The organism is Methyloversatilis sp. XJ19-49, from assembly GCF_024580145.1.
Taxonomy (GTDB): domain Bacteria; phylum Pseudomonadota; class Gammaproteobacteria; order Burkholderiales; family Rhodocyclaceae; genus Methyloversatilis.
Genome location: NZ_JANINI010000023.1, coordinates 1 through 19,972, shown reverse-complemented (window position 1 = coordinate 19,972; position 19,972 = coordinate 1). Strand labels below are relative to the sequence as shown.

20 protein-coding genes and 1 riboswitch are annotated in these 19,972 nt (G+C 66.2%); of the genes, 10 read left to right on the top strand and 10 right to left on the bottom strand.

Annotated features, from left to right (window positions below; translation table 11 throughout):
• Window positions 1-121 precede the first annotated feature (121 nt).
• Together NMQ16_RS18660 and NMQ16_RS18655 are read left to right on the top strand one after the other, a co-directional pair.
• Complete coding sequence (locus NMQ16_RS18660; protein WP_257082464.1) at window positions 122-2,041, top strand: radical SAM protein; 1,920 nt, start codon at window positions 122-124, stop codon at window positions 2,039-2,041.
• A gap of 180 nt (window positions 2,042-2,221) precedes the next feature.
• On the top strand, window positions 2,222-2,692 hold the full coding sequence (locus NMQ16_RS18655; RefSeq protein ID WP_257082463.1) for a DM13 domain-containing protein: 471 nt from the start codon (window positions 2,222-2,224) through the stop codon (window positions 2,690-2,692).
• 21 nt (window positions 2,693-2,713) lie between these two features.
• On the opposite strand, the gene NMQ16_RS18650 is transcribed toward NMQ16_RS18655, so the two are convergent.
• Window positions 2,714-4,033 (bottom strand): short-chain fatty acid transporter, encoded by a 1,320-nt coding sequence (locus NMQ16_RS18650; protein ID WP_257082462.1) that lies wholly within the window; start codon window positions 4,031-4,033, stop codon window positions 2,714-2,716.
• A gap of 141 nt (window positions 4,034-4,174) precedes the next feature.
• On the opposite strand from NMQ16_RS18650, the gene NMQ16_RS18645 reads away from it, so the two are divergent.
• Window positions 4,175-4,531 carry a hypothetical protein gene (locus NMQ16_RS18645; RefSeq protein WP_257082461.1) on the top strand — a complete coding sequence of 119 codons (357 nt, stop codon included), beginning with the start codon at window positions 4,175-4,177 and terminating at the stop codon, window positions 4,529-4,531.
• 33 nt (window positions 4,532-4,564) lie between these two features.
• Here the strand turns inward: NMQ16_RS18645 and NMQ16_RS18640 are convergent, their stop codons facing one another.
• The 3 genes from NMQ16_RS18640 to NMQ16_RS18630 form a co-directional block, all read right to left on the bottom strand.
• Window positions 4,565-5,503, bottom strand: coding sequence for an MBL fold metallo-hydrolase (locus NMQ16_RS18640; protein WP_257082460.1), 939 nt, complete (start codon window positions 5,501-5,503; stop codon window positions 4,565-4,567).
• Window positions 5,500-6,012 carry an acyl-CoA thioesterase gene (locus tag NMQ16_RS18635; protein ID WP_257082459.1) on the bottom strand — a complete coding sequence of 171 codons (513 nt, stop codon included), beginning with the start codon at window positions 6,010-6,012 and terminating at the stop codon, window positions 5,500-5,502. The genes NMQ16_RS18640 and NMQ16_RS18635 overlap by 4 nt, the downstream gene beginning before the upstream one ends.
• Before the next feature lie 75 nt (window positions 6,013-6,087).
• On the bottom strand, window positions 6,088-6,453 hold the full coding sequence (locus tag NMQ16_RS18630; RefSeq protein WP_257082458.1) for a hypothetical protein: 366 nt from the start codon (window positions 6,451-6,453) through the stop codon (window positions 6,088-6,090).
• Between the two features lie 199 nt (window positions 6,454-6,652).
• Here NMQ16_RS18630 and NMQ16_RS18625 point away from each other — a divergent pair, with 199 nt between their 5' ends.
• Entirely contained in the window at window positions 6,653-7,429 is a 777-nt protein-coding gene (locus NMQ16_RS18625; protein ID WP_257082456.1) for a BPSS1780 family membrane protein, read from the top strand.
• A gap of 137 nt (window positions 7,430-7,566) precedes the next feature.
• On the opposite strand, the gene NMQ16_RS18620 is transcribed toward NMQ16_RS18625, so the two are convergent.
• Window positions 7,567-9,009: a deoxyribodipyrimidine photo-lyase gene (locus tag NMQ16_RS18620; protein WP_257082455.1), complete on the bottom strand. Its 1,443-nt coding sequence runs from the start codon at window positions 9,007-9,009 to the stop codon at window positions 7,567-7,569.
• Window positions 9,010-9,096: 87 nt separating this feature from the next.
• Here NMQ16_RS18620 and NMQ16_RS18615 point away from each other — a divergent pair, with 87 nt between their 5' ends.
• Genes NMQ16_RS18615 through NMQ16_RS18595 form a run of 5 tightly spaced genes read left to right on the top strand, consistent with a single transcriptional unit; the run spans window position 9,097 to window position 12,908 of the window.
• On the top strand, window positions 9,097-9,675 hold the full coding sequence (locus NMQ16_RS18615; protein ID WP_257082454.1) for a YqgE/AlgH family protein: 579 nt from the start codon (window positions 9,097-9,099) through the stop codon (window positions 9,673-9,675).
• On the top strand, window positions 9,668-10,114 hold the full coding sequence (ruvX, locus tag NMQ16_RS18610; protein WP_257082453.1) for a Holliday junction resolvase RuvX: 447 nt from the start codon (window positions 9,668-9,670) through the stop codon (window positions 10,112-10,114). Before NMQ16_RS18615 ends, ruvX begins: the two co-directional genes overlap by 8 nt.
• A complete protein-coding gene (gene pyrR / locus NMQ16_RS18605; RefSeq protein WP_257082452.1) occupies window positions 10,101-10,592 on the top strand; it encodes a bifunctional pyr operon transcriptional regulator/uracil phosphoribosyltransferase PyrR in 492 nt (163 codons plus the stop codon). Before ruvX ends, pyrR begins: the two co-directional genes overlap by 14 nt.
• 2 nt (window positions 10,593-10,594) lie before the next feature.
• Window positions 10,595-11,563: an aspartate carbamoyltransferase catalytic subunit gene (locus NMQ16_RS18600; RefSeq protein WP_257082451.1), complete on the top strand. Its 969-nt coding sequence runs from the start codon at window positions 10,595-10,597 to the stop codon at window positions 11,561-11,563.
• Between the two features lie 46 nt (window positions 11,564-11,609).
• Window positions 11,610-12,908, top strand: coding sequence for a dihydroorotase (locus NMQ16_RS18595; RefSeq protein ID WP_257082450.1), 1,299 nt, complete (start codon window positions 11,610-11,612; stop codon window positions 12,906-12,908).
• A gap of 219 nt (window positions 12,909-13,127) precedes the next feature.
• On the opposite strand, the gene NMQ16_RS18590 is transcribed toward NMQ16_RS18595, so the two are convergent.
• From NMQ16_RS18590 to NMQ16_RS18580, 3 genes are all read right to left on the bottom strand, one after another.
• A complete protein-coding gene (locus NMQ16_RS18590; protein WP_257082449.1) occupies window positions 13,128-13,694 on the bottom strand; it encodes a YggT family protein in 567 nt (188 codons plus the stop codon).
• A gap of 54 nt (window positions 13,695-13,748) precedes the next feature.
• A complete protein-coding gene (gene proC / locus NMQ16_RS18585; RefSeq protein WP_257082448.1) occupies window positions 13,749-14,561 on the bottom strand; it encodes a pyrroline-5-carboxylate reductase in 813 nt (270 codons plus the stop codon).
• 105 nt (window positions 14,562-14,666) lie between these two features.
• Entirely contained in the window at window positions 14,667-17,042 is a 2,376-nt protein-coding gene (locus tag NMQ16_RS18580; protein ID WP_257082447.1) for a zinc-dependent metalloprotease, read from the bottom strand.
• Window positions 17,043-17,255: 213 nt separating this feature from the next.
• Window positions 17,256-17,345, bottom strand: a riboswitch (cyclic di-GMP riboswitch).
• A 146-nt stretch (window positions 17,346-17,491) separates the two neighbouring features.
• Here NMQ16_RS18580 and NMQ16_RS18575 point away from each other — a divergent pair.
• Entirely contained in the window at window positions 17,492-18,013 is a 522-nt protein-coding gene (locus NMQ16_RS18575; protein ID WP_257082445.1) for a MarR family winged helix-turn-helix transcriptional regulator, read from the top strand.
• Between the two features lie 68 nt (window positions 18,014-18,081).
• On the opposite strand, the gene NMQ16_RS18570 is transcribed toward NMQ16_RS18575, so the two are convergent.
• Both NMQ16_RS18570 and NMQ16_RS18565 read right to left on the bottom strand, forming a co-directional pair.
• On the bottom strand, window positions 18,082-19,059 hold the full coding sequence (locus NMQ16_RS18570; protein WP_257082444.1) for a DUF5050 domain-containing protein: 978 nt from the start codon (window positions 19,057-19,059) through the stop codon (window positions 18,082-18,084).
• Between the two features lie 664 nt (window positions 19,060-19,723).
• A partial coding sequence (locus NMQ16_RS18565; RefSeq protein ID WP_257082481.1) for a phosphomethylpyrimidine synthase ThiC occupies window positions 19,724-19,972 on the bottom strand: 249 nt, incomplete at its 5' end.

Here is a 19,972-nt window from a genome sequence, read left to right as displayed (position 1 = left end):
CCGGACGTTGTGCGGTGAGCGCCGCGCCGCACCCCTCACTCTGCCCGCGCGCCGCCCATTCCCGCGCCGTCGGGCTTCGGTTACCCTGCGCCGGCGCCGTCTGTTGCGGCGCCCATGGACCATGACTGCCACGCATTCCCCCGACTTCGTCCGCCCGCGCGTGCTGTCCGTCATCCCGCCGATGACCCAGCTCAACACGCCCTATCCGTCCACCGCCTATCTGACGGGCTTCCTGCGTGCGCAGGGTTTCGACGCGGTGCAGGAAGATCTGGCGCTGTCGCTGGTGCTCGATCTGCTGGCGGCGGACGGCCTGCGTGCCGTGCGCGATGCCGTTGCTGTGCTGCCGGATCGTAATTGCTCGCCCAGCCTGACAAGCTTCTTCGTGCAATTCGATCGCTACGCCGCGACGATGGACGCCACCCTCGGTTTCCTGCAGGGGCGCGACCCCACGCTGGCGCACCGCATCGCGTCGCGCGGCTTCCTGCCGGAGGGGCCGCGATTCGAATCGCTCGACATCTATATCGACGAAGACGGTGGCGACCCGCTGGGCTGGGCGTTCGGCGCGCTCGGCGTGCAGGACCGCGCCCGCCACTTCGCCACGCTCTACCTGAACGACGTCGCCGACGCGATCCGGCTGGCGGTCGATGACCGGTTCGAATTCGTGCGCTACGCCGAATCGCTCGCGCAGAGCCAGCCCACCTTCGACCCGCTGGCGCAGGCGCTGGCTGCGCCGCCGACCCTGATCGACCGTGCGCTGCAACGGCTCGCACTCGCCGCGATCGAGCGCCACTCACCGCGCATCGTGCTGCTGTCGGTGCCCTTTCCGGGCGCGGTGTACGCCGCCTTCCGCATCGCGCAGACAATCAAGGCGCATGACGCGACCATCGTCACCGTGCTGGGCGGCGGCTACGTGAATACCGAACTGCGCGAGCTGGCCGAGTCGCGCGTATTCGACTTCTTCGACTACGTGACGCTGGATGCCGGCGAGCGTCCGCTGCTCGCGCTGCTCGATCATCTGGTCGGCAGGCGTTCCGCGCAGCGGCTGGTGCGCACCTTCGTGCGCAACGACACCGGCGCGGTGCAGTACGTCAATTTCGTCGAGCCCGACATTGCCTTCGACGACGTCGGTACGCCGACCTGGGACGGCCTGCCGCTCGACCGCTATCTGTCGCTGCTGGACATGCTCAATCCGATGCACCGGCTGTGGTCGGACGGACGCTGGAACAAGCTCACCGTGGCCCACGGCTGCTACTGGAAGAAGTGCAGCTTCTGCGACGTGAGCCTCGATTACATCTCGCGCTACGACGCTGCCAGCGCGACGACGCTGGTCGACCGCGTACAGGCCATCGTCGCCGAAACCGGCCAGTCCGGCTTCCATCTGGTCGATGAAGCCGCACCGCCGAAATCGCTGCGGGCCTTCGCCGCCGAACTGAAGCGGCGCGATGTCAGCATCTCATGGTGGGGCAATATCCGCTTCGAGAAGTCGTTCACGCCCGAGCTCTGCCTCGAGCTGGCCGACAGCGGCTGCATCGCCATTTCCGGCGGGCTTGAAGTGGCCAGCGACCGGCTGCTGAAGCTGATGAAGAAAGGCGTGTCGGTCGATCAGGTGGCGCGCGTCACCAAGGGCTTCGCCGACGCCGGCATTCTGGTGCATGCCTACCTGATGTACGGCTTTCCGACCCAGACCGTTCAGGACACCGTGGATGCGCTCGAGTACGTACGCCAGCTGTTCGCTGCCGGCTGCATCCAGTCCGGCTTCTTCCACCGCTTCGTGTGCACCGTGCATTCGCCGGTCGGCCTCAGCCCGGAGGAATACGGCGTCACGCTGCTGCCGTTGCCACCGGTCACCTTCGCGAAGAACGACGTCGGCTTCGTCGACCCGGTCGGTACCGACCATGATGCGATGGGCCGTGCACTCAATAAGGCGCTGTACAACTACATGCACGGCATCGGACTGGACGAGGACGTGCGCAGCTGGTTCGCCGACCGCGTACCGAAGCCGCGCGTTCCGCGGCAGTACATCGAGCGGGCGCTTGGCTGACCTGCGGGCAGGGCGCGCCCGTTGCGGTCGCTTCGATGTGCTGGCCTGCGCGACACCCGGTGGTCTCAGGGGGCATTTTTCTGCCGACGTCGACTTCCGGTGGCGCCTGACAGCAATCGATCGCGCGTCCGGTCTTTCTCAGTTACCGCTTTCCGTCCGGTCGCGTTACGCTCCGAGCCCATGAAACCTGCCTTCCTGCTTGTCGCCTCCCATGCCGCCGCGCTCGGCATCGGCTTCGCGCTTGGCATCTATGCCCTGCCCATCCTCACCGCTCCCACGCCACCGACCGCGGCAGAAGCCGCGTCGGCCGCGGGAGGTGCGATGTTCACCGGCCAGTTCCGGCGCGACCTGAAGGACAGCGATCTGCTGCACTGGGGCGAAGGCACGGTGTCGATCGGGCGTGCGCACATCGCGCTGACCGGCCGGCTGGCACCCGGGCCGGACTACAAGCTCTACCTGTCGCCGGAATTCGTCGAGACCGAAGCCGATTTCGCGCGCCTGAAACCGGCCATGGTGCGCGTGGGCGATGTGCGTACCTTCGACAATTTCGTCGTCGAGGTGCCGCCGTCGATCGATGTCACGCGCTACACGACGGTCATCGTGTGGTGCGAAACCTTCGGCCAGTTCATCACTGCGGCCCGCTATCGCTGATGTCAGCAGACCCCGGACTTGTCACGGCACGAACGTCAGCCCGAGGCCGATCACCACGCCCGACATCAACAGCGTGATCAGGCAGTAGCCCATGATGTCCTTCGCGCGCAGTCCTGCGATGGCCAGCGCCGGCAGGGCCCAGAAGGGCTGGATCAGGTTGGTCCATGCGTCGCCCCAGGCCACCGCCATCGCCACGCGCGGCAGATCGGCACCCATGCGGGCGGCGGCCTCGACCATGATCGGTCCCTGTACTGCCCACTGACCACCGCCGGACGGTACAAAGATGTTGACCAGGCCGGCGCTGAGGAAGGCAAAAAGCGGCAGTGTGGCATCGGTCGACACGGCAACGAACACATTCGAGATCGTCACCGCGAGCCCCGAACCGACGATCATGCCCATCAGGCCGGCATAGAACGGAAACTGCACGATGATGCCGCTCGAACCGCGCGCGGCGTCGCCGATCGCCGCCAGAAAGCGGCTGGGTCGGCCGTGCAGCATGATGCCGAGGAACAGGAACATGAAATTGACGATATTCAGGTTCAAGGTGCCGGCGCTGACCAGAAAGTAGTAGCCGGAGAAAACCAGACCCATGATGCCGACCGACTGCGCCAGCAGGATGCTGTTGTCAAGCCGCGAAGCCGGCGTGTCGGTGGTGGTGTCGGGCACGAATTCCACATCGACCAGCAGCGCCGGATCGACCGTCACCGTGTCTTCGGCTCGCGGCATCATCAGCCGGTTCAGTATCGGCACGCAGATGAATAGCGCCAGCACGATGAGCAGGTTGAAGGTCGAGAAGATCGTGTCGCCGGTGGCGATGACACCTGTGCGGGCGGCGAGGAAGTGGTCGGCGGTGGCGAGCGTCAGCGGCACCGAGCCCGACAGTCCGCCATGCCAGATGACGAAGCCGCTGTAGGCGCTGGCGATCAGCAGTCGGTAGTCGACGCCCGTCACGCCACGCGCCAGCTGGCGCGCGAACATCGCGCCGATGACCAGACCGAAACCCCAGTTGAGCCAGCTCGCCACCAGCGACACCACGCTCACCAGCAGGATGGCCTGCCCCGGCGTGTGGGCCAGCTTTGCGATGGCTTCGAGAATGCGGCGGAAGAACAGCGTCGTCGCCAGCACCCAGCCGGTCACGAGTATCAGCACCATCTGCATCGAAAACTGCAGCAGGTTCCAGAACCCCTTGCCCCAGTGCTCGAGCATCGCCACCGGCGACTGGCCTTCGACACCGATGCCGGCCGCGAACACGAGCAGCGTCAGCAGCAGCACCAGCACGAACGGATCGGGCAGCCATCTTTCGACCAGCCGGACGGACAGCGACGTGACACGTTGCAGCATGGAAGTCTCCTGTTTATATTTTTAGCGCCGGCCATCGATAGCAGGTGAACGGCGTGCGCGGATGTGCCGCGCAGCGCGAGGATAGCCCAGTCGTTACCAGTGTGACGTCGGAGCCAACGCTACCGGAGAGGAGCACGATGCATGGACCGCATCACTTGGTCGAAGACCGAGAAGAAGATTGCGCGACAGGCATTCGACACGGCGCTGTCGCGCGAAGAAGCATCGCTGCTGGCAGATTTCAAGGCGCGCGCCGCGGCGGCTGCGACGCAGGATGACATGTGGGCGGTCTACAGGTTTCTGGCCGAGCGGGACGGCGTCATGGGCAGGAAGTATGAGTTCCGTTACTCGGAACTGATTTCCCTGTTTGTGCTGTTGCGCGCGGAGGGCTGGCTGGACGAAGCCGATCTGGCCGATCTGGCGGGTCTGCGCGATGACAAGCTCACGATGATCCGCGAGGGCTGCGCGCGCTGGCAGCGCTATTTCGAGCGCGACGACTGATCGCCGCGCCAAGCGGGGATCAGGCGCGCGCCATCACGCCTTAGCAGTGTCGAGCCACACCTCGAGGCCCTGCGCGTTGAGTTCGATGTCCAGCCCCCACACGGCCATCGCCTCGTCACGCGTGAGCGGGCTGCCGTGGGCGCGCAGTTCGTCCATCAGATAGGCGGCCAGCGCGGCCAGCAGCGCCTGCTTGCGGCCGTCACCGGCACTGGCGGCCGCCCTGGCGATCGCCACGTGGGCGTCGATGCGCGACAGCAGCGCGCGGCCCAGCGTCGGGACGCCGGTCACCTTGCCGTAGTGGGTCAGGAACATCGCCTCCGGCTGCCGCGATAGCAGACGTTCGACCGACGTGCGCATCGCGACCGGATCGAACTGCACCGGCGATGTGGTGGGAAAGATGAAGGCGCGGCCATCGACCGTGCATTCCGGGTAGGCCAGGCCGAAGGTGTCGCCGGTGAACCAGCTTCGGGAGCGCGCGTCCCAGATGCAGTGATGGTGCTTCGCGTGGCCCGGCGTGTCGATGAATTCGAGTGTGCGGCCATTGAAGTCGAGCACGTAACCGTCATGCGTTTCGATCACGCGCGCCGCGTCGACCGGCAGTATGTCGCCATACATGTCGGCCATCGCCTGCGTGCCATAGACCTCGGTCGCACCCGCAATCAGTTTCGACGGATCGATCATGTGGCGTGCACCGCGCGGATGCACCACCAGCTGCGCATCCGGAAAGGCGCGCATCGCGGCACCGGCGCCGCTGGCGTGGTCCAGATGCACGTGGGTCAGGATGATGTAGCGCAGCTGTTCGGCGGCTATGCCCTTGTGCGCCAGCGCGGCCAGCACATTGGGCAGCGAATGGCCGGTGCCGCAGTCGACCAGCGCCGCTTCGTCACCGGCGCGCAGCAGGTGGATGGACGCCATGCCGTGGCGGAGCAGTGCAGCGTCGATGGCGGATATGTCGTGCTCGTAGTCGATCATTCGTTCACCTCGCCGGCTTTCGCCTGTTCGGCCTGCATCAGTTCATGGAAGCGCTGGTCGAATTCCAGCCGCATCTGCCGGCGCACCTTGGCGGCGGTCTGGCGTCGTCGCTGGTCCGGCGTGGCCGGCGTCAGCGGGGGCACGCGGCACGGGCGGCGCGCCTCATCCATCGCCACCATGGTCAGGTAGCAGGTGTTGGTGTGACGCGTCGTGTGTTCGCGGATGTTTTCCGTCATCACCTTGACGCCGACTTCCATCGACGTGGTACCGGTGAAATTGACCGACGCGAGGAAGGTGACCAGTTCGCCGACGTGGATCGGGCTGCGGAAGATGACCTGATCGACCGACAGCGTCACCACATAGCTCTGTGCAAAACGCGCGGCACAGGCGTAGGCCACCTGATCGAGCAGCTTGAGCAGCGATCCACCGTGCACATTGCCGGAGAAGTTCGCCATGTCGGGGGTCATCAGCACCGTCATGGTCAGTTCATGTTTCGGAAGTTCGGTCATCGGAGGAGGGCGCCTGCCGCGCGGCAGGCGTGTCTTGAGGTTGAAGGAATCGCGGCCGGGCGGGGCGGCTGCGGATCAGCGGTCCTGTTCGATGCGCCAGCCGGGCTGACGGTAGTCGCGCACGTTGCCGTACGGCGCGGTGGGGTACACGCTGGTGCCGTAGGCATCTTGCTCGATGCGCACACCCGGTCGCGAATAGTCGCGGATCTGCGTGCCACGCAGCGTCGGATAGATGTGGGTCGCGCGGCTGCGCGCATTCGGCCGGATCAGGTCGCGCGGATGCTGGCCGATCATGCCGCCCGGTCCGGCACCACCGATACCGGAGGCGGGTCCGTACGGGTCGCCGCCGATCGGCGTGACGGGCACATGGCCCATGCCGCCGGCCAGCGCGGCGGACGACGTCAGCAGCGCCGATACGGCGCACAGGGTGGTCAGTTTCATGAAGGTCTCCCGGAAGGGCGCGACGCGGCACCTCCGCTGCTGCGTCGCCGAACACTTCTGAAGTCTAGTGGAACATGCGCCGCGCGCCCGTTGCAAGCGCGTGCGTCGTGTGAGGTCCTGCCGGCGCAGCGCGTCGGTTGTGGACGGCACGCGACAGTCGGCGCAACAGATGCTTCAGATGGCGCACGGATGTGAAATCATGCTGACCATGAACAGCTCCGGCCACAACCCATTCGAGCCGGCGCCGCAGTCGGTTGCCGTACCGGACGTCGCGGCGCCAGAATCGCGTGGCCTGCCGGCCGGCCGTGGTCTGGAATGGCTGCGTCAGGGCTGGCAGTGCTTCCTGGCGGCGCCCGGTTTGTGGATCGTCATCACCGTCATCTGGACGGTGGTGCTGGTGGCGCTCAATGTGGTGCCGCTGTTCGGCACCATCGCGGCGACCTTGCTGGCGATGGTGACGCTGGGCGGCATCATGCACGGTTGTCGCGCTCTGTCGCGCGGCGAACCGCTCGAGTTGGCGCATCTGTGGGCCGGCTTCGGAGAGCGGGTCAATCCGCTGCTCGCGCTGGGCGGCTGGTATCTGGGCGCGATGCTCGCGGTGACATTGTTCGTGCTGTTGATGTCGGCCATCGTCGCCGGGCTGGCCGGGCTCGCTGCATTCGCCGCGCTGCTGGTCGTGTCAGCCGCAACCTCGCTGCTGCTGGTAATTGCCGTGATGCTGATGGCGCCCGTGCTGATGGCCGTGTGGTTCGCACCCGCGCTGGTGATGTTCCACCGCATGACGGCCATCGAGTCGATGCGCGTCAGCTTCTACGCCTGCCTGCGCAACGCGCCGGCCTTTCTGGTATTCGCGCTGATCTACATCGTGCTGGTCGTGCTGGCGTCGATCCCGGCCATGCTTGGCTGGCTGGTGCTGCTGCCGGTCACCTTCGGCGCGATCTACGCGAGCTATCGCGACGTGTTCCGGCAGGACTGAGGCGTCGTTTCCGGGTTGTCGCACCGCCCGCCTGCCACACCGGTAGGTTGGGGTGAGCGCAGCGATGCCCAACAAGCCTCGCGACAAGCCGATCCCGCAGGTTGGGGTGAGCGCAGCGATGCCCGACCCCACCGCCGCTACTCCACGCCCCCCTTCACCGCCTTGAACCGTTCCAGCGTCGCCTCGCGTGCCGCCGCGTGGTCCACCAACGGCGCCGGGTAGTCGCGGCCGATCACGCAGCCGGCCATCTGCTGTTCCAGCGGGGTCGCCAGCCAGGGCGCGTGGATGCGTTTCCGGTCGAATTTCGCCAGTTCCGGGCAGTAGCGGCGGATGAACTGGCCGTCGGCGTCGAATTTCTCCGACTGAGTGACCGGGTTGAAGATGCGGAACCACGGCTGGGCGTCGCAGCCGGTCGACGCCGCCCACTGCCAGCCGCCGTTGTTGGCCGCCAGATCGAAGTCGTTCAGCGTGCGCGCGAACCAGTGCTCGCCGCGTCGCCAGGAAATGCCCAGATCCTTGGTCAGGAAGGACGCGCTGACCATGCGCAGCCGGTTGTGCATGTAGCCGGTCTGCGCCAGCTGGCGCTGCGCCGCATCGACCAGCGGATAACCGGTGCGGCCTTCGCACCACGCGGCGAAGCGCGCTTCGTCGTCCACCCAGCGCACGGCGTCGAACTCGGGCCGGAAGCTGCCGTTGAGCACGTGCGGGTTGTGCCACAGGATCTGGAAGTAGAAATCGCGCCAGATCAGTTCGTTCAGCCAGCCTTCGGCGCCGGCACCACCGCGCGCATGCGCCTCGCGTGCCAGCCGGCGCACCGATATCGTGCCGAAGCGCAGATGCACCGACAAATAGCTCGGTCCCTTGGTCGCCGGAAAGTCGCGCGTCTGCTTGTAGCGGTCGATGCGGTCGAGAAATTCGTCGAACAGCGTTTCGGCGCCGGACGCCCCGGTGGGTAGTTTCAGCGTCGCCAGATTGGTCGGCTCGAACCCCATGTCCGCAAGCGACGGAATGTCTGCGGGCGACCGTGCCGCAAGCGCCGCCGCGTAACGGCGTACCGGATAGGCCTGAAGCTGATGGGGCGTGAGTTTCTTCAGCCAGGCGTTCTTGTACGGGGTGAATACCGAGAACGGCTTGTGCGCCAGCGTCAGCACTTCTTCGCACTCGAAGATGACCTGATCCTTGTACTGTTCGAAGCCGATGCCGTGGCGCGCCAGTTCGGCGCTGACCTCGGCGTCGCGCAGCTGTGCCGCCGGCTCGTAGTCGCGGTTGCAGACCACGGTGTCCACACCCAGCTCGCGCGCCAGGGCCGGCACCAGGTCGCTCGCTCGGCCGTGGCGCACGATGAGGCCGCCACCGAGGTCGCGCAGGACCGCGTCCAGCTCCACGATGGCAGCGTGGATGAATTCGACCCGCCGGTCGGCGCGCCAGCCTTCGCGCAGCAGTTCGTCCAGTATTTCGGTGTCGAACACGAATGCGCACCACACCGGGCCGCCTTCGCGCAGTGCGTGGTACAGCGCGGCGTGGTCATCCACCCTCAGATCGCGACGGAACCACACCAGCCGGGACGAACTCTTTGCCACAAATACCTCCACGATCAGATCGCGATTTCGAGTCGCGAGGGTCGCACAGGTTCTGCGACAAACGCACAACACGGATAAAATCCCGCCATGCACGCGCACGCAACGACTTCCACGGTCAATCTCACCGGCCACTTCCTGATCGCCATGCCCGCCATGGCCGACAAGAATTTCGCCCGCACGCTCACGCTGGTGTGCGAGCACAACGATCAGGGCGCGCTCGGCGTCATCGTCAACCGGCCGATCGACATGTCGCTCGAAGATCTGTTCGAGCGCATCGAACTCACGCTCGAATCGCCGCGTTTCCAGGGCCAGCCGGTCTATTTCGGCGGCCCGGTGCAGACCGACCGCGGCTTCGTGCTGCATCGCCCGGTCGGCGAATGGCAATCCACCATCGATGTCGGCAACGGGCTGGGCCTGACCTCGTCGCGCGATGTGCTGCAGGCGCTGGGCAGCGAAATCGAGCCGGACGACGTACTGGTCACCCTGGGCTATGCGGGCTGGCAGGCGGGTCAGATCGAGTGGGAAATGGCGCAGAACGCCTGGCTCACGGTGCGTGCCGACAGCGGCATCATCTTCGACCTGCCGCCGGAAGAACGTCTGGTCGCCGCGATGCAGCTGCTCGGCGTCGATTTCGCGTCGCTGTCCGACGTGGCCGGGCATGCCTGAACCGGGTGGTCTTCCTGCGCGCGGTACCGTGCTGGCATTCGACTTCGGCGAGAAACGCATCGGCGTTGCCGTGGGCGAATGCGAACTGCGCAGCGCCAGTCCGCTGCTCACCTTCGATGCCGAAACCAACGACGCCCGCTGGTCGGCCGTCGGACGCCTGCTCGACGAATGGAAGCCGGTCGCGCTGGTGGTCGGTCTGCCGCTGTCGCTCGACGGCGTGCCGCACGACATGACGGCGCGCGCCGAACGCTTCGCCCGCCAGCTCGAAGGGCGCTACCGCCTGCCGGTGGTGCTGCAGGACGAGCGCTACACCTCGGCCGAAGCGGACAGCCAGCTGCGCGACGAAGGCGGCGTGCGCGACTGGCGCAGCCGCAAGCAGAAACTGGACGCACACGCAGCCCAGCTCATCCTCAAGGACTATTTCGATGTCACTGCCTGACGCAGAACACCTGCTGGTCGTGCTGGCCGACCAGATCCGGCCGCGGGTCGGCTCCGATACGGCGCTGGTCGGCCTGCACACCGGAGGCGTGTGGCTGGCGCAACGACTGCACGCCCTGCTGGGCCTGGCCCAGCCGATCGGATCGCTCGACGTGAGCTTCTACCGCGACGACTATGCCAAGCGCGGTCTGGCGCGCGACACCCGCTCGTCGGCGCTGCCCTTCGAGGTCGAAGGCCGGCACCTGATACTGGTCGACGACGTGCTGCACACCGGCCGCACGGTGCGCGCCGCGCTGAACGAACTGTTCGACTACGGTCGCCCGCTGCGGGTCGAACTGGCCGTGCTGGTCGATCGCGGCGGGCGCGAACTGCCGGTGGCGCCGACCTACTGCGCCGCGACGCTCGACCTGCCGCCACGGCAGCGCGTGAAACTGGCGCAGGACGGCAACACCCTCTCGCTGCGACTGACCGGGAACTGACCATGGCGCGCAACCCGCAACTGAACCGGCACGGCGAATTGCAGCACCTGCTGACCACGGAAGGCCTGCCGCGCGACGTCATCACGCGCATCCTCGATACTGCGGAGCCGTTCACGGTGGTGGCCGAACGCGAGGTGAAGAAATTGCCGCTGCTGCGCGGCAAAAGCGTGTTCAACCTGTTTTTCGAGAACAGCACGCGTACCCGCACCACCTTCGAGATCGCCGCCAAGCGCCTGTCGGCCGATGTGATCAACCTGAACATCTCGACCAGTTCGACCAACAAGGGCGAAACCCTGCTCGACACGGTGGACAACCTCGCCGCGATGCAGGCCGACATGTTCGTCGTGCGCCACGCCTCCAGCGGCGCGCCCTACCTGATCGCCCAGCACCTGGAAGCGACCGGCCGCGACCACATCCACGTCATCAACGCCGGCGACGGGCGGCACGCGCACCCGACGCAGGGCCTGCTCGACATGTACACCATCCGCCACTACAAGCGCGACTTCACGCAATTGTCGGTGGCTGTCGTCGGCGACATCCTGCATTCGCGCGTGGCCCGCAGCCAGATCCACGCACTGACCACGCTGGGCGTGCCCGACCTGCGCGCCATCGCGCCGAAAACGCTGCTGCCGGCCGACATTGACCGGCTCGGCTGTCGCGTCTTCCACGACATGGCCGAAGGTCTGCGCGGCGTCGATGTCGTGATGATGCTACGGCTGCAGAACGAACGCATGCAGGGCTCGCTGCTGCCCAGCCCGCAGGAGTACTTCAAGTTCTTCGGCCTGACGCAGGAAAAGCTGGCGCTGGCCAAGCCGGACGCCATCGTGCTGCACCCGGGGCCGATGAACCGCGGCGTCGAAATCGACTCGGCGGTGGCCGACGGTCGGCAGGCCGTCATCCTGCCGCAGGTCACTTTCGGCATCGCCGTGCGGATGGCCGTCATGGCGATGCTGGGGTCTGTTGAAGCGTGATGGCACCCCTCGACACATTTCGACAGACCTCCGCCGGAGTCAACGCATGAAGATCCACATCAAGGGCGGTCGCCTGATCGACCCGGCGCAGGACATCGATGCGCCGACCGACCTGTACATCGCAGCCGGCAAGGTGGTCGCGCTGGGCGACGCACCGGACGGCTTCCACGCCAACCGCGTGATCGACGCCACCGGACGCATCGTCGCGCCGGGTCTGATCGACCTGTGCGCGCGGCTGCGCGAACCGGGTCTGGAGTACCGCGCCACGCTGGAATCCGAAATGGCCGCGGCGGTGGCCGGCGGCATCACCAGTCTGGCCTGCCCGCCGGACACCGACCCGGTGCTGGACGAGCCGGGGCTGGTGGAAATGCTGAAGCACCGCGCACGCATGCTCAACCTCGCGCATGTGTATCCGCACGGCGCGCTGACCATGGGTCTGAAAGGTCAGCGGCTGACCGAAATGGGCGAGCTGTTCGACGCCGGCTGCATTGCGTTCAGCCAGGCCAATGTGCCGGTGGCCGACACGCAGGTGCTGTTTCGCGCCATGCAGTACGCCGCCACGTTCGGCTACACCGTATGGCTGCAGCCGACCGATCTGCACCTGTCGTCCGATGGCGTCGCGCACGAAGGCGAGGTGGCCGCGCGGCTCGGCCTGACCGGCATACCGATACTCGCCGAAACGCTGGCCATCGGCCAGATGCTGCAACTGTCCCGCGCCACCGGCTGTCGCCTGCATCTGGCGCGCATTTCCAGCCGGGCCGGACTGATGCTGATCGATCAGGCACGGCTCGACGGACTGAAGGTGAGCTGCGACGTCGCCATCCACTCGCTGCACCTGTGCGATGTCGACATCGGCTACTTCGACCCGCAGTGCCGCACCATTCCGCCGTTGCGTGCGCAGTTCGACCGCGAGGCACTGCGCGCAGCGCTGGCCGACGGCCGCATCGACGCGCTGTGTTCCGATCACACGCCGGTCGATGACGACGCCAAGCAGGTGCCGTTCGGCGAAGCCGAACCGGGCACCACCGGGCTGGAACTGCTGCTGCCGCTCACGCTGTCATGGGCGCGCGAAATGCATCTGCCGCTGCCGCTGGCACTCGCCCGCATCACGTCGGACGCCGCGCGCGTGCTCGGACTGGACGCCGGACACCTGCGCATCGGCAGCGCCGCCGACGTATGCATCTTCGATCCTGATGCACCTGTCATGATCAGCCGCGCGACGTTGCGCAGTCAGGGTCGCAACACGCCTTTCATCGGCCGTGAGCTGCTGGGCAAGGTGTGCGCGACGCTGGTATCGGGTCAGGTGGTGTACGAGACGCCCGCGAACGACAAGGCCGCCAGGTAGAGGCGGCCATGCGCTTCCCGAAGTGCATGATCGAAGGCCTGCTGTTGGGCATTGCTGCGCTCCCCCCAACCTACGGGGCGGCAAGCAGGTAGCGTTGAGCGCAGCGATGCCAGCCGGGCAGCCGCGGCAAGTCGACCGTAGGTTGGGGTGAGCGCAGCGATGCCCAACGAATCCCTCTGCGCCCAAGCACCGCTGGAATGTCGCCGGGGTTCACCCGCGTCACATGACCAGTGCGAAGATCTGTCGCGACGCCGCATCGATCAGGTAGAGCACGATCTGCAGCAGCAGGATGAGCACCAGCGGTGACAGGTCGACGTTCGCGATCGGTGGCATGACGCGCTGGATCGGCTGCAGGAAGGGTCGCGTCAGTGCCCCCAGGATGCTGCCCAGAGGGTTGCCGGGCGACACCCAGCTCAGCACCGCCGAAATGAGCAGCGCGATGATCAGGAACCACACCGACAGGCGCGCCACTTCGAACAGCCCGCGCAGGAAGATCAGCGGAATCAGGTTGTCCGCACCGAGGCCGCCTTGCAGCGTGGCCGCCAGCAGCAGCAGCGCGACCTGCAGCAGCCAGGCCACGACGAAGGTCGCCATGTCGAGGCCGAACACAGCGGGAATCACCTTGCGCGCCGGCAGCACGGCCCAGTCTGTCGTCTGGATGACGAACTGGCCAAGCTGGTTGCGGAAACTCACACGCGCCCACTGCATGTAGAAACGGGCGAGCAGCAATGTGGTGACGAAGCCGGCGACGGCATTCAGGACGAGCAGGATCAGGTCGGTCAGCATGGATTCGTGGTGAGGTGATTCAGCAAGGAAAGATGATCGGGCCGCGGTCGGTGCCTATTGCGCACCCAGCTGGTCACCCAGCTCGGCGCCGCGTGCCGCTGCCGCGGCGAGTGCGCGCACGATCGAGTCTGCCACACCGTCGGCTGCCATCGACTTCAGCGCCGCTTCGGTCGTGCCGCCCTTGGACGTGACGCGTTCGCGCAGGGTGCCGGGCGATTCCGGGCTTTGCGCCGCCAGCGCGGCGGCGCCGCTGAAGGTGGCGACCGCGAGCCGGTGCGCCTGATCGGCGCTCAGGCCGAGCGCCTCGCCGCCGCGCACCATGGCTTCGATGAAGTGGAAAACATAGGCCGGACCGCTGCCCGACAGCGCCGTCACCGCGTCGATCAGGCGTTCCTCCGCCACCCACACGGTAGTGCCGACGGCGGCCAGTACTTGTTCCGCCTGGGCGCGCTCGCTGGCGCTGACTGCGGCGTCGGCGTACAGGCCGGTCACGCCCTGACCGATCAGTGCCGGCGTGTTCGGCATGGCGCGTACGATGCGCGTGTAGCCGCCGAGCCAGCGCGACAGGTCGGCCGCGCGCAGGCCGGCCGCGATGCTCAGTACGGTCTGGTGGTCGAGCCCGGGTGCGAGTCCGGCGCACACCTCGCGCATCTGCTGCGGCTTGACCGCCAGCACGATCAGGTCGCAGCGCAGCGCGGCGCCGTCCGGCGCTTCGATCGCCCGTACGCAGAAATCACTGGCCAGGCGCGCGCGCAACGCAGCCTGCGGTTCGACCACGCAGATGCCCGCCGCATCGCCACCGCGTCTGACCCAGCCGCCGATCAGCGCACTGGCCATATTGCCGCCGCCGATGAAAGTGATCTGCATGCCCACCCCGTCAAAGGTCGCGGCCCGCAAAAAGCGGGCCGAAGGACAATATGGTAACCGCAGCGGGCGGATGGGCGGAACGACCTTTGTCGCCCGCCAGCGGGATCAGCGCAGCACGAAGTTGCGACCCGGCTGCGCAGCCTTCACGGCAGTCACCGACAGATGAGGTGGGTTCGCTGCGGCCGAGGGAAGGATGATGCCGCTCCAGCCCTTTGGTACGGTACAGGCATAGCTGCCGTTCGCGGCAATTGCGCTGCAGCTTGCGCCGCTGCTCCCGAGCATGACGAGCTTGGCAACCGGCTTGCCGGCGCGCGTCACCGTCCCGCTGATCTGCACTGTGGTAACGACGAAATTCAATCCCTTTTGCGTCGTCTTCACCGCGCTGACCGCCCGCGAGGCCGGTGTGACAGCCCCGGCCGGCATGGCGGGCGTGACCGTGCCGCTCCAGCCCCATGGAACCGTGCAGCGATAAGTGCCGCCGGAATCGGTCGCGCTGCACGAGACGCCATTGCCGGCAGTGACTGCGGTGTTGGGTAGCGGCTTGCCTGCTTGAGTGATGGTGCCGCTGATGGTCTGTCCCGGCAGCACGAAGTTGCGGCCGGTCTGCGCCGCGCTGATCGCGCTGAAGCTGAAGTTGCCCGGGGTTGCCCTGCCGGCCGGCACGTTAGGTGTGATGACACCGCTCCATTTCTGCGGCACCACGCAGGCCCAGGCGCCGGTGCTGCCGCTGGGTGTGCAGTTGCCACCTTTGCTGGCGCTCAGCGCGACGCCGGCCACCGGCTTGCCGACGCTGGAAATCGTGCCCGATATCTGGAAGGTACCTGCCACCATGGTCGGACTGAAGGCGGCGATCGCCCCGCGATTGTTGTTCAGTGCCAGCGTATTGTGCGCACTGCTTGGCGTACCGACTGGCGTACCGCACGCAAAGCTGCCGCCGCAGTTTTTCTGGTCAGGGTTTGAAAAGCGCCCGATCACCGGCGAGATGTAGCTCATGACGGATCCGAAGCTGCCGTTGCGCCCGAAGCCGAAGGCGTAGTCGTGGCTGCCCTTGCCGCCACCCTGCCGCGCAACCGTGTCGCGGTCGTGCATCAGGCCCATGTTGTGGCCGAGCTCGTGCGTGAAGGTGTAATCGGTGCAGTAGTAGCCGGTGCCGGCGACATCGCGGCCATCGCTGACCACTGAATAGCCGTAGGCAGCGTAGGCCGACACCGGAGCACCGTTGTAGCCGCCGATGTAGCCGACGCCGCAATTGCCGCCTTGCGCATTCATGTTGAACGGACGTACCAGGGTCACCAGATCGGCGCCGTACTTCTTGCGTAGCGCCGGTACGCCGGAGAAATTGCCCGTACCGCGCGCCAGGGCGCTCAACGCATTCGTATTCGAGGTGGTATCCGGCTCGCCGACCAGTTCGCTGCCTACCAGACGGACGCGCATGGCAACGCCGCTGTCGATGTAAGCCTGGTTCGATAACGCGATCAGTTGCGCGATGCGGGTCGCCCACAGACTGCCGTTGCGTGTCTTGAAGCTGGCCGTGTAGAGCACCAGCACATCCACCGTGGTGGCACTGGCCGACGCTTGGGTTGTCGAGGTGGTGGCGCTGCTGGCGGTCGTGGTGCTGCTGGCGGCGGCGGTCGGCCCGCCCTCGGCAGCGCCTTCGGCCTCCATCGGGCCACCGGCAACGACTTCACCCACTGCATCGGCGTGGTCCGGCTCCAGTTGCGACAGACCGGAGCGCTGCGGATCGACCAGCCACTGCGAGCCGCCGTCGCTGACCAGCAGGATTTCGCCGGACGGCGTCAGGATGTTGCCGACACTGCCGTTCGGACCCGATGTAATGATGACGCGGAACTCCGGGCCGTAATCCTTAAGGTGACCGACCCAGGTCGTGCTGTCGGTATCGCCCGGTTCAGTGCGGTCATAGGCCACGCGATAGTCGCCGTGGTCCGGAATCGACAAGGCCATGTCGGCGCCGGGCTCCAGCGCCGACATGGCAACCAGATCGACTGTGACCGGGTGGGCTGCGTCGGCCGGCTTTCGCAGTTCCGGTTCGTCGGCGCTGCGCGCGATACCGCGCGCTTCATCGAGGACGGCGACGGACGGGGCGAACATTGCCGGCAGGCTTTCGACGGTCACCGGATCGGCCTGCGCCGCAAGGTCAGCACCGACCAGCTGCCGTCCGTCTACATGACCCAGCACATAGCCGCCATCCGGCGTGCGGATGACGCCCGAGGCCAATGCGCCATCAAGGCGCAGACGAACCGGAAACTGCCGACCGGCCGCGAGATGGCCGATCCACTGCACGCCATCGGGCTGGTCGATTGTCGAATCGAACACCACGTCGAGCGTTGTACCGTCGGGCAGTGCAAAGCGCAGTATTTCGCCACTGCGCGCAGCGCGCAGTCGCGCGAGGTCAAGACGAACCGGCCACATGCCGCCTTCCGGCACGGCATCGGCAACGGCGTCCAGTACAGGCGCTTGCATGAGGACTGCAGGCGTCGCGGCACAGGCAGACCAGGCGGAGAGCGCGAGGGCGCATGCCAGAGCAAGGCGCGACGGCGCCGTGCGAGCGCGGCGGAAAGAGGATGTTGCGGACAGACGACGTCTAACCATGGCGGACACACTCCAGACCGGTGACAGGGTGTTACCGGTGCAGCCCGCGCATGCCCGCCACGTCAGGGGACGGGGCGGATGATGATTGGCGGTCCCGCTGTCATCCCGTGCGAACACGGATTAGACCGGTAACTTTGCGTACCCGGCTTTCGCGCGGGCTTGCCTTTTTCAGATTCAGAGATGTTTTCGGCCTGCCGGAAGGCGTCTTGACCGGAACTTCGACAACAAATGTGTCGTCGCACAACCGGCCGCGCGCACCAACGTCTGCACGGACGCGACAACCCGGCAGGCGGCCATTTGTTTGCTGATACGATTGAAAGATGCCTCAGAAACCCCGCCAATCCCGCTTTTCCGGTTCAGATGCCGCCTCTGACGCAATCTCCGAAACGACACACCCCACGCCGGTGACGGCGCAACTGTGTTTCACGCTGTACTCGTCATCGCTGACGATGACCAAGGCCTTCAAGCCGCTGCTCAACGAGCTCGGCCTGACCTACCCGCAGTACGTCGTGTTGCTGGCACTCGGCGACGCCGGCCGGCCGCTGAGCGTGTCGGCGCTGGGCGAACAGCTGTTCCTCGACTCAGGTACCTTGACGCCGCTGCTCAAGCGCATGGAAAGCGCAGGGCTGATCACCCGTCGCCGTTCGACGGCCGACGAACGACTGGTCGAATTGAGCCTGACCGAAACCGGCCACGACACGTGCCGGCGCGCCCGTGAGATTCCGGCCGTGCTTGGTCCGGCCACCGGCTGTTCGGCGCGCGAACTGTCCGAACTGGTTTCCGCATTGCAGGACGTGCGCTCGGCGCTGACGCGCCACCTCGATGCGGTGGCCGGCGACTGAGCACGCCGGCCACCGCATGAATGAAAAGGGGCCGCATTTGCGACCCCTTTTCATTTCGGCAGACTTATTCAGTCCCGCCGCAACCGCCGCGCCGCGACACCGGTCAGCGCCAGTCCCGCCAGCAGCATTGCGTAAGACGACGGCTCGGGTACTGCGAGCACCGCCACACCGCGCATCTGCGACGGGCTGAACGGCAGGTTGGGATCGAAATCCTGCTGCGCCCGGATCACTTCCACCACACCACTGCCATCGAGCGTCATGCTGAGGATGCGACCCGCGCCCAATGTGGTGTTGCCTTGCGGTGTCGTGAACAGCGCCTGCAGCGCCGACACGTAAATCGTGTCGTCGGTGACGTCGATGCCATTGAGGAAGCCCAGCCCGCTGGCCAGCGTGGTGAGGTCGCTGCCGTCGAGGTTGCTGCGCTTCACGAAGCCATCGGTCGTCGTCAGGTAGATGTGGCTGGCGGTGACTTCGAAGTCATACGAGGTCAGGCCGGTCAGCAGCGTCTGCACGTTCGAGCCGTCGAGGTTCGAGCGCATCAGGCGGTTCGACGTACCCACCTGACTCCAGAACACGCTGTCGGCGGTCACGTCGATCGCAAACGGTGACGTCAGCCCGCTCTTGAACACATCGGCGGGCGGGAATTGCAGCGACGGGTCGAGCGTCAGGATGTCGCCCGAGTTCTGCCGCGTCACGTACAGCAGTCCGCCCTGCACATCGATGTCGTAGGCGCCGGAAATGTTGTATGACTTCAGTTCCGAACCGTCGGGCAGCGCGGACACGACGCGGTTCAGCTGCTGGTCGGGCCACCAGATGCGTCCGCCGACGAACTCGACGCCATTAGGCCCCTTGACGCGGGTCGGGTCGGTCACCAGCGCACTGGACGTGCCACCGGGTACGGATGCCGTATTGATCGAACCGACAGTGGCGAACGTCGGCGTGAACCGCTGAAAGGTTTCCGACCACACCAGCTGGTCGGCCGCGACAGCGGCAAAGCTGCTGCAGTACAGCGCAAGCGCGAGGAACTGACGACCCCGTTTTTTCATTTCTGGTGATCTCCGAGTCTGAACGGCGATGAACGTTTTCGCCCGGAGACGCTGGTAGCAAGCGGTATTCCTTCGTACGGAAAGGATTTCGCCGCCACGGTTCGGCGGGTCCTGACCGTCAAGTGCTCGAGTACCGGGATCAACGCGGCAGCGCAGGAATCTCTTGTGGCGAGAATGGGTTATCGCGTTGACGCATGTGTGAGGAATGCCAGAGGCGTAGGGTGTTCGAAATGGGCGTCGAACAGCGTCGGCTGTGATCTTCCTGCGCGGGCGTGCTGAACTGGCTTGATGAGCGCGTTGTGTAAAAAAAACCGACATATCGTCAGCGCAATGGAAGTTGCGGCGACACGGCCGGACTGACGTCATGTGGGAGTGACTCCTGTGGCAGCGGCGGCGTGTGGGAGCGGCGGCCTCGCCGCGATCGGTGCAGCGATGGTCGATGATCAGAGCTCGCATCGCGGCGAGGCCGCCGCTCCCACAGCAAGCTCCCACAGCAAGCTCCCACAGCAAGCTCCCACAGCAAGCTCCCACAGCAAGCTCCCACAGCAAGCTCCCACAGCAAGCTCCCACAGCAAGCTCCCACAGCAAGCTCCCACGGGTGCAGCCCTCCGGACTGCACCCGTGGGCGCCGTGGCAGGTCGCTGGGCGCAGCCCCGCGCGCGCCCTACACCTTTCTGTACACCTCGGCGCCCTGCTTGACGAACTCGATCGACTTCGTTGCCATGCCCTGGGTGAGCGCGGCCTCATTGCTCAGGCCCTGGGCGGCGGCGTAGTCGCGTACGTCCTGGGTGATCTTCATGCTGCAGAAGTGCGGCCCGCACATGGAACAGAAGTGGGCGAGCTTGGCGCCGTGCTGGGGCAGCGTCTCGTCGTGGAATTCGCGCGCCTTGTCCGGGTCGAGCCCGAGGTTGAA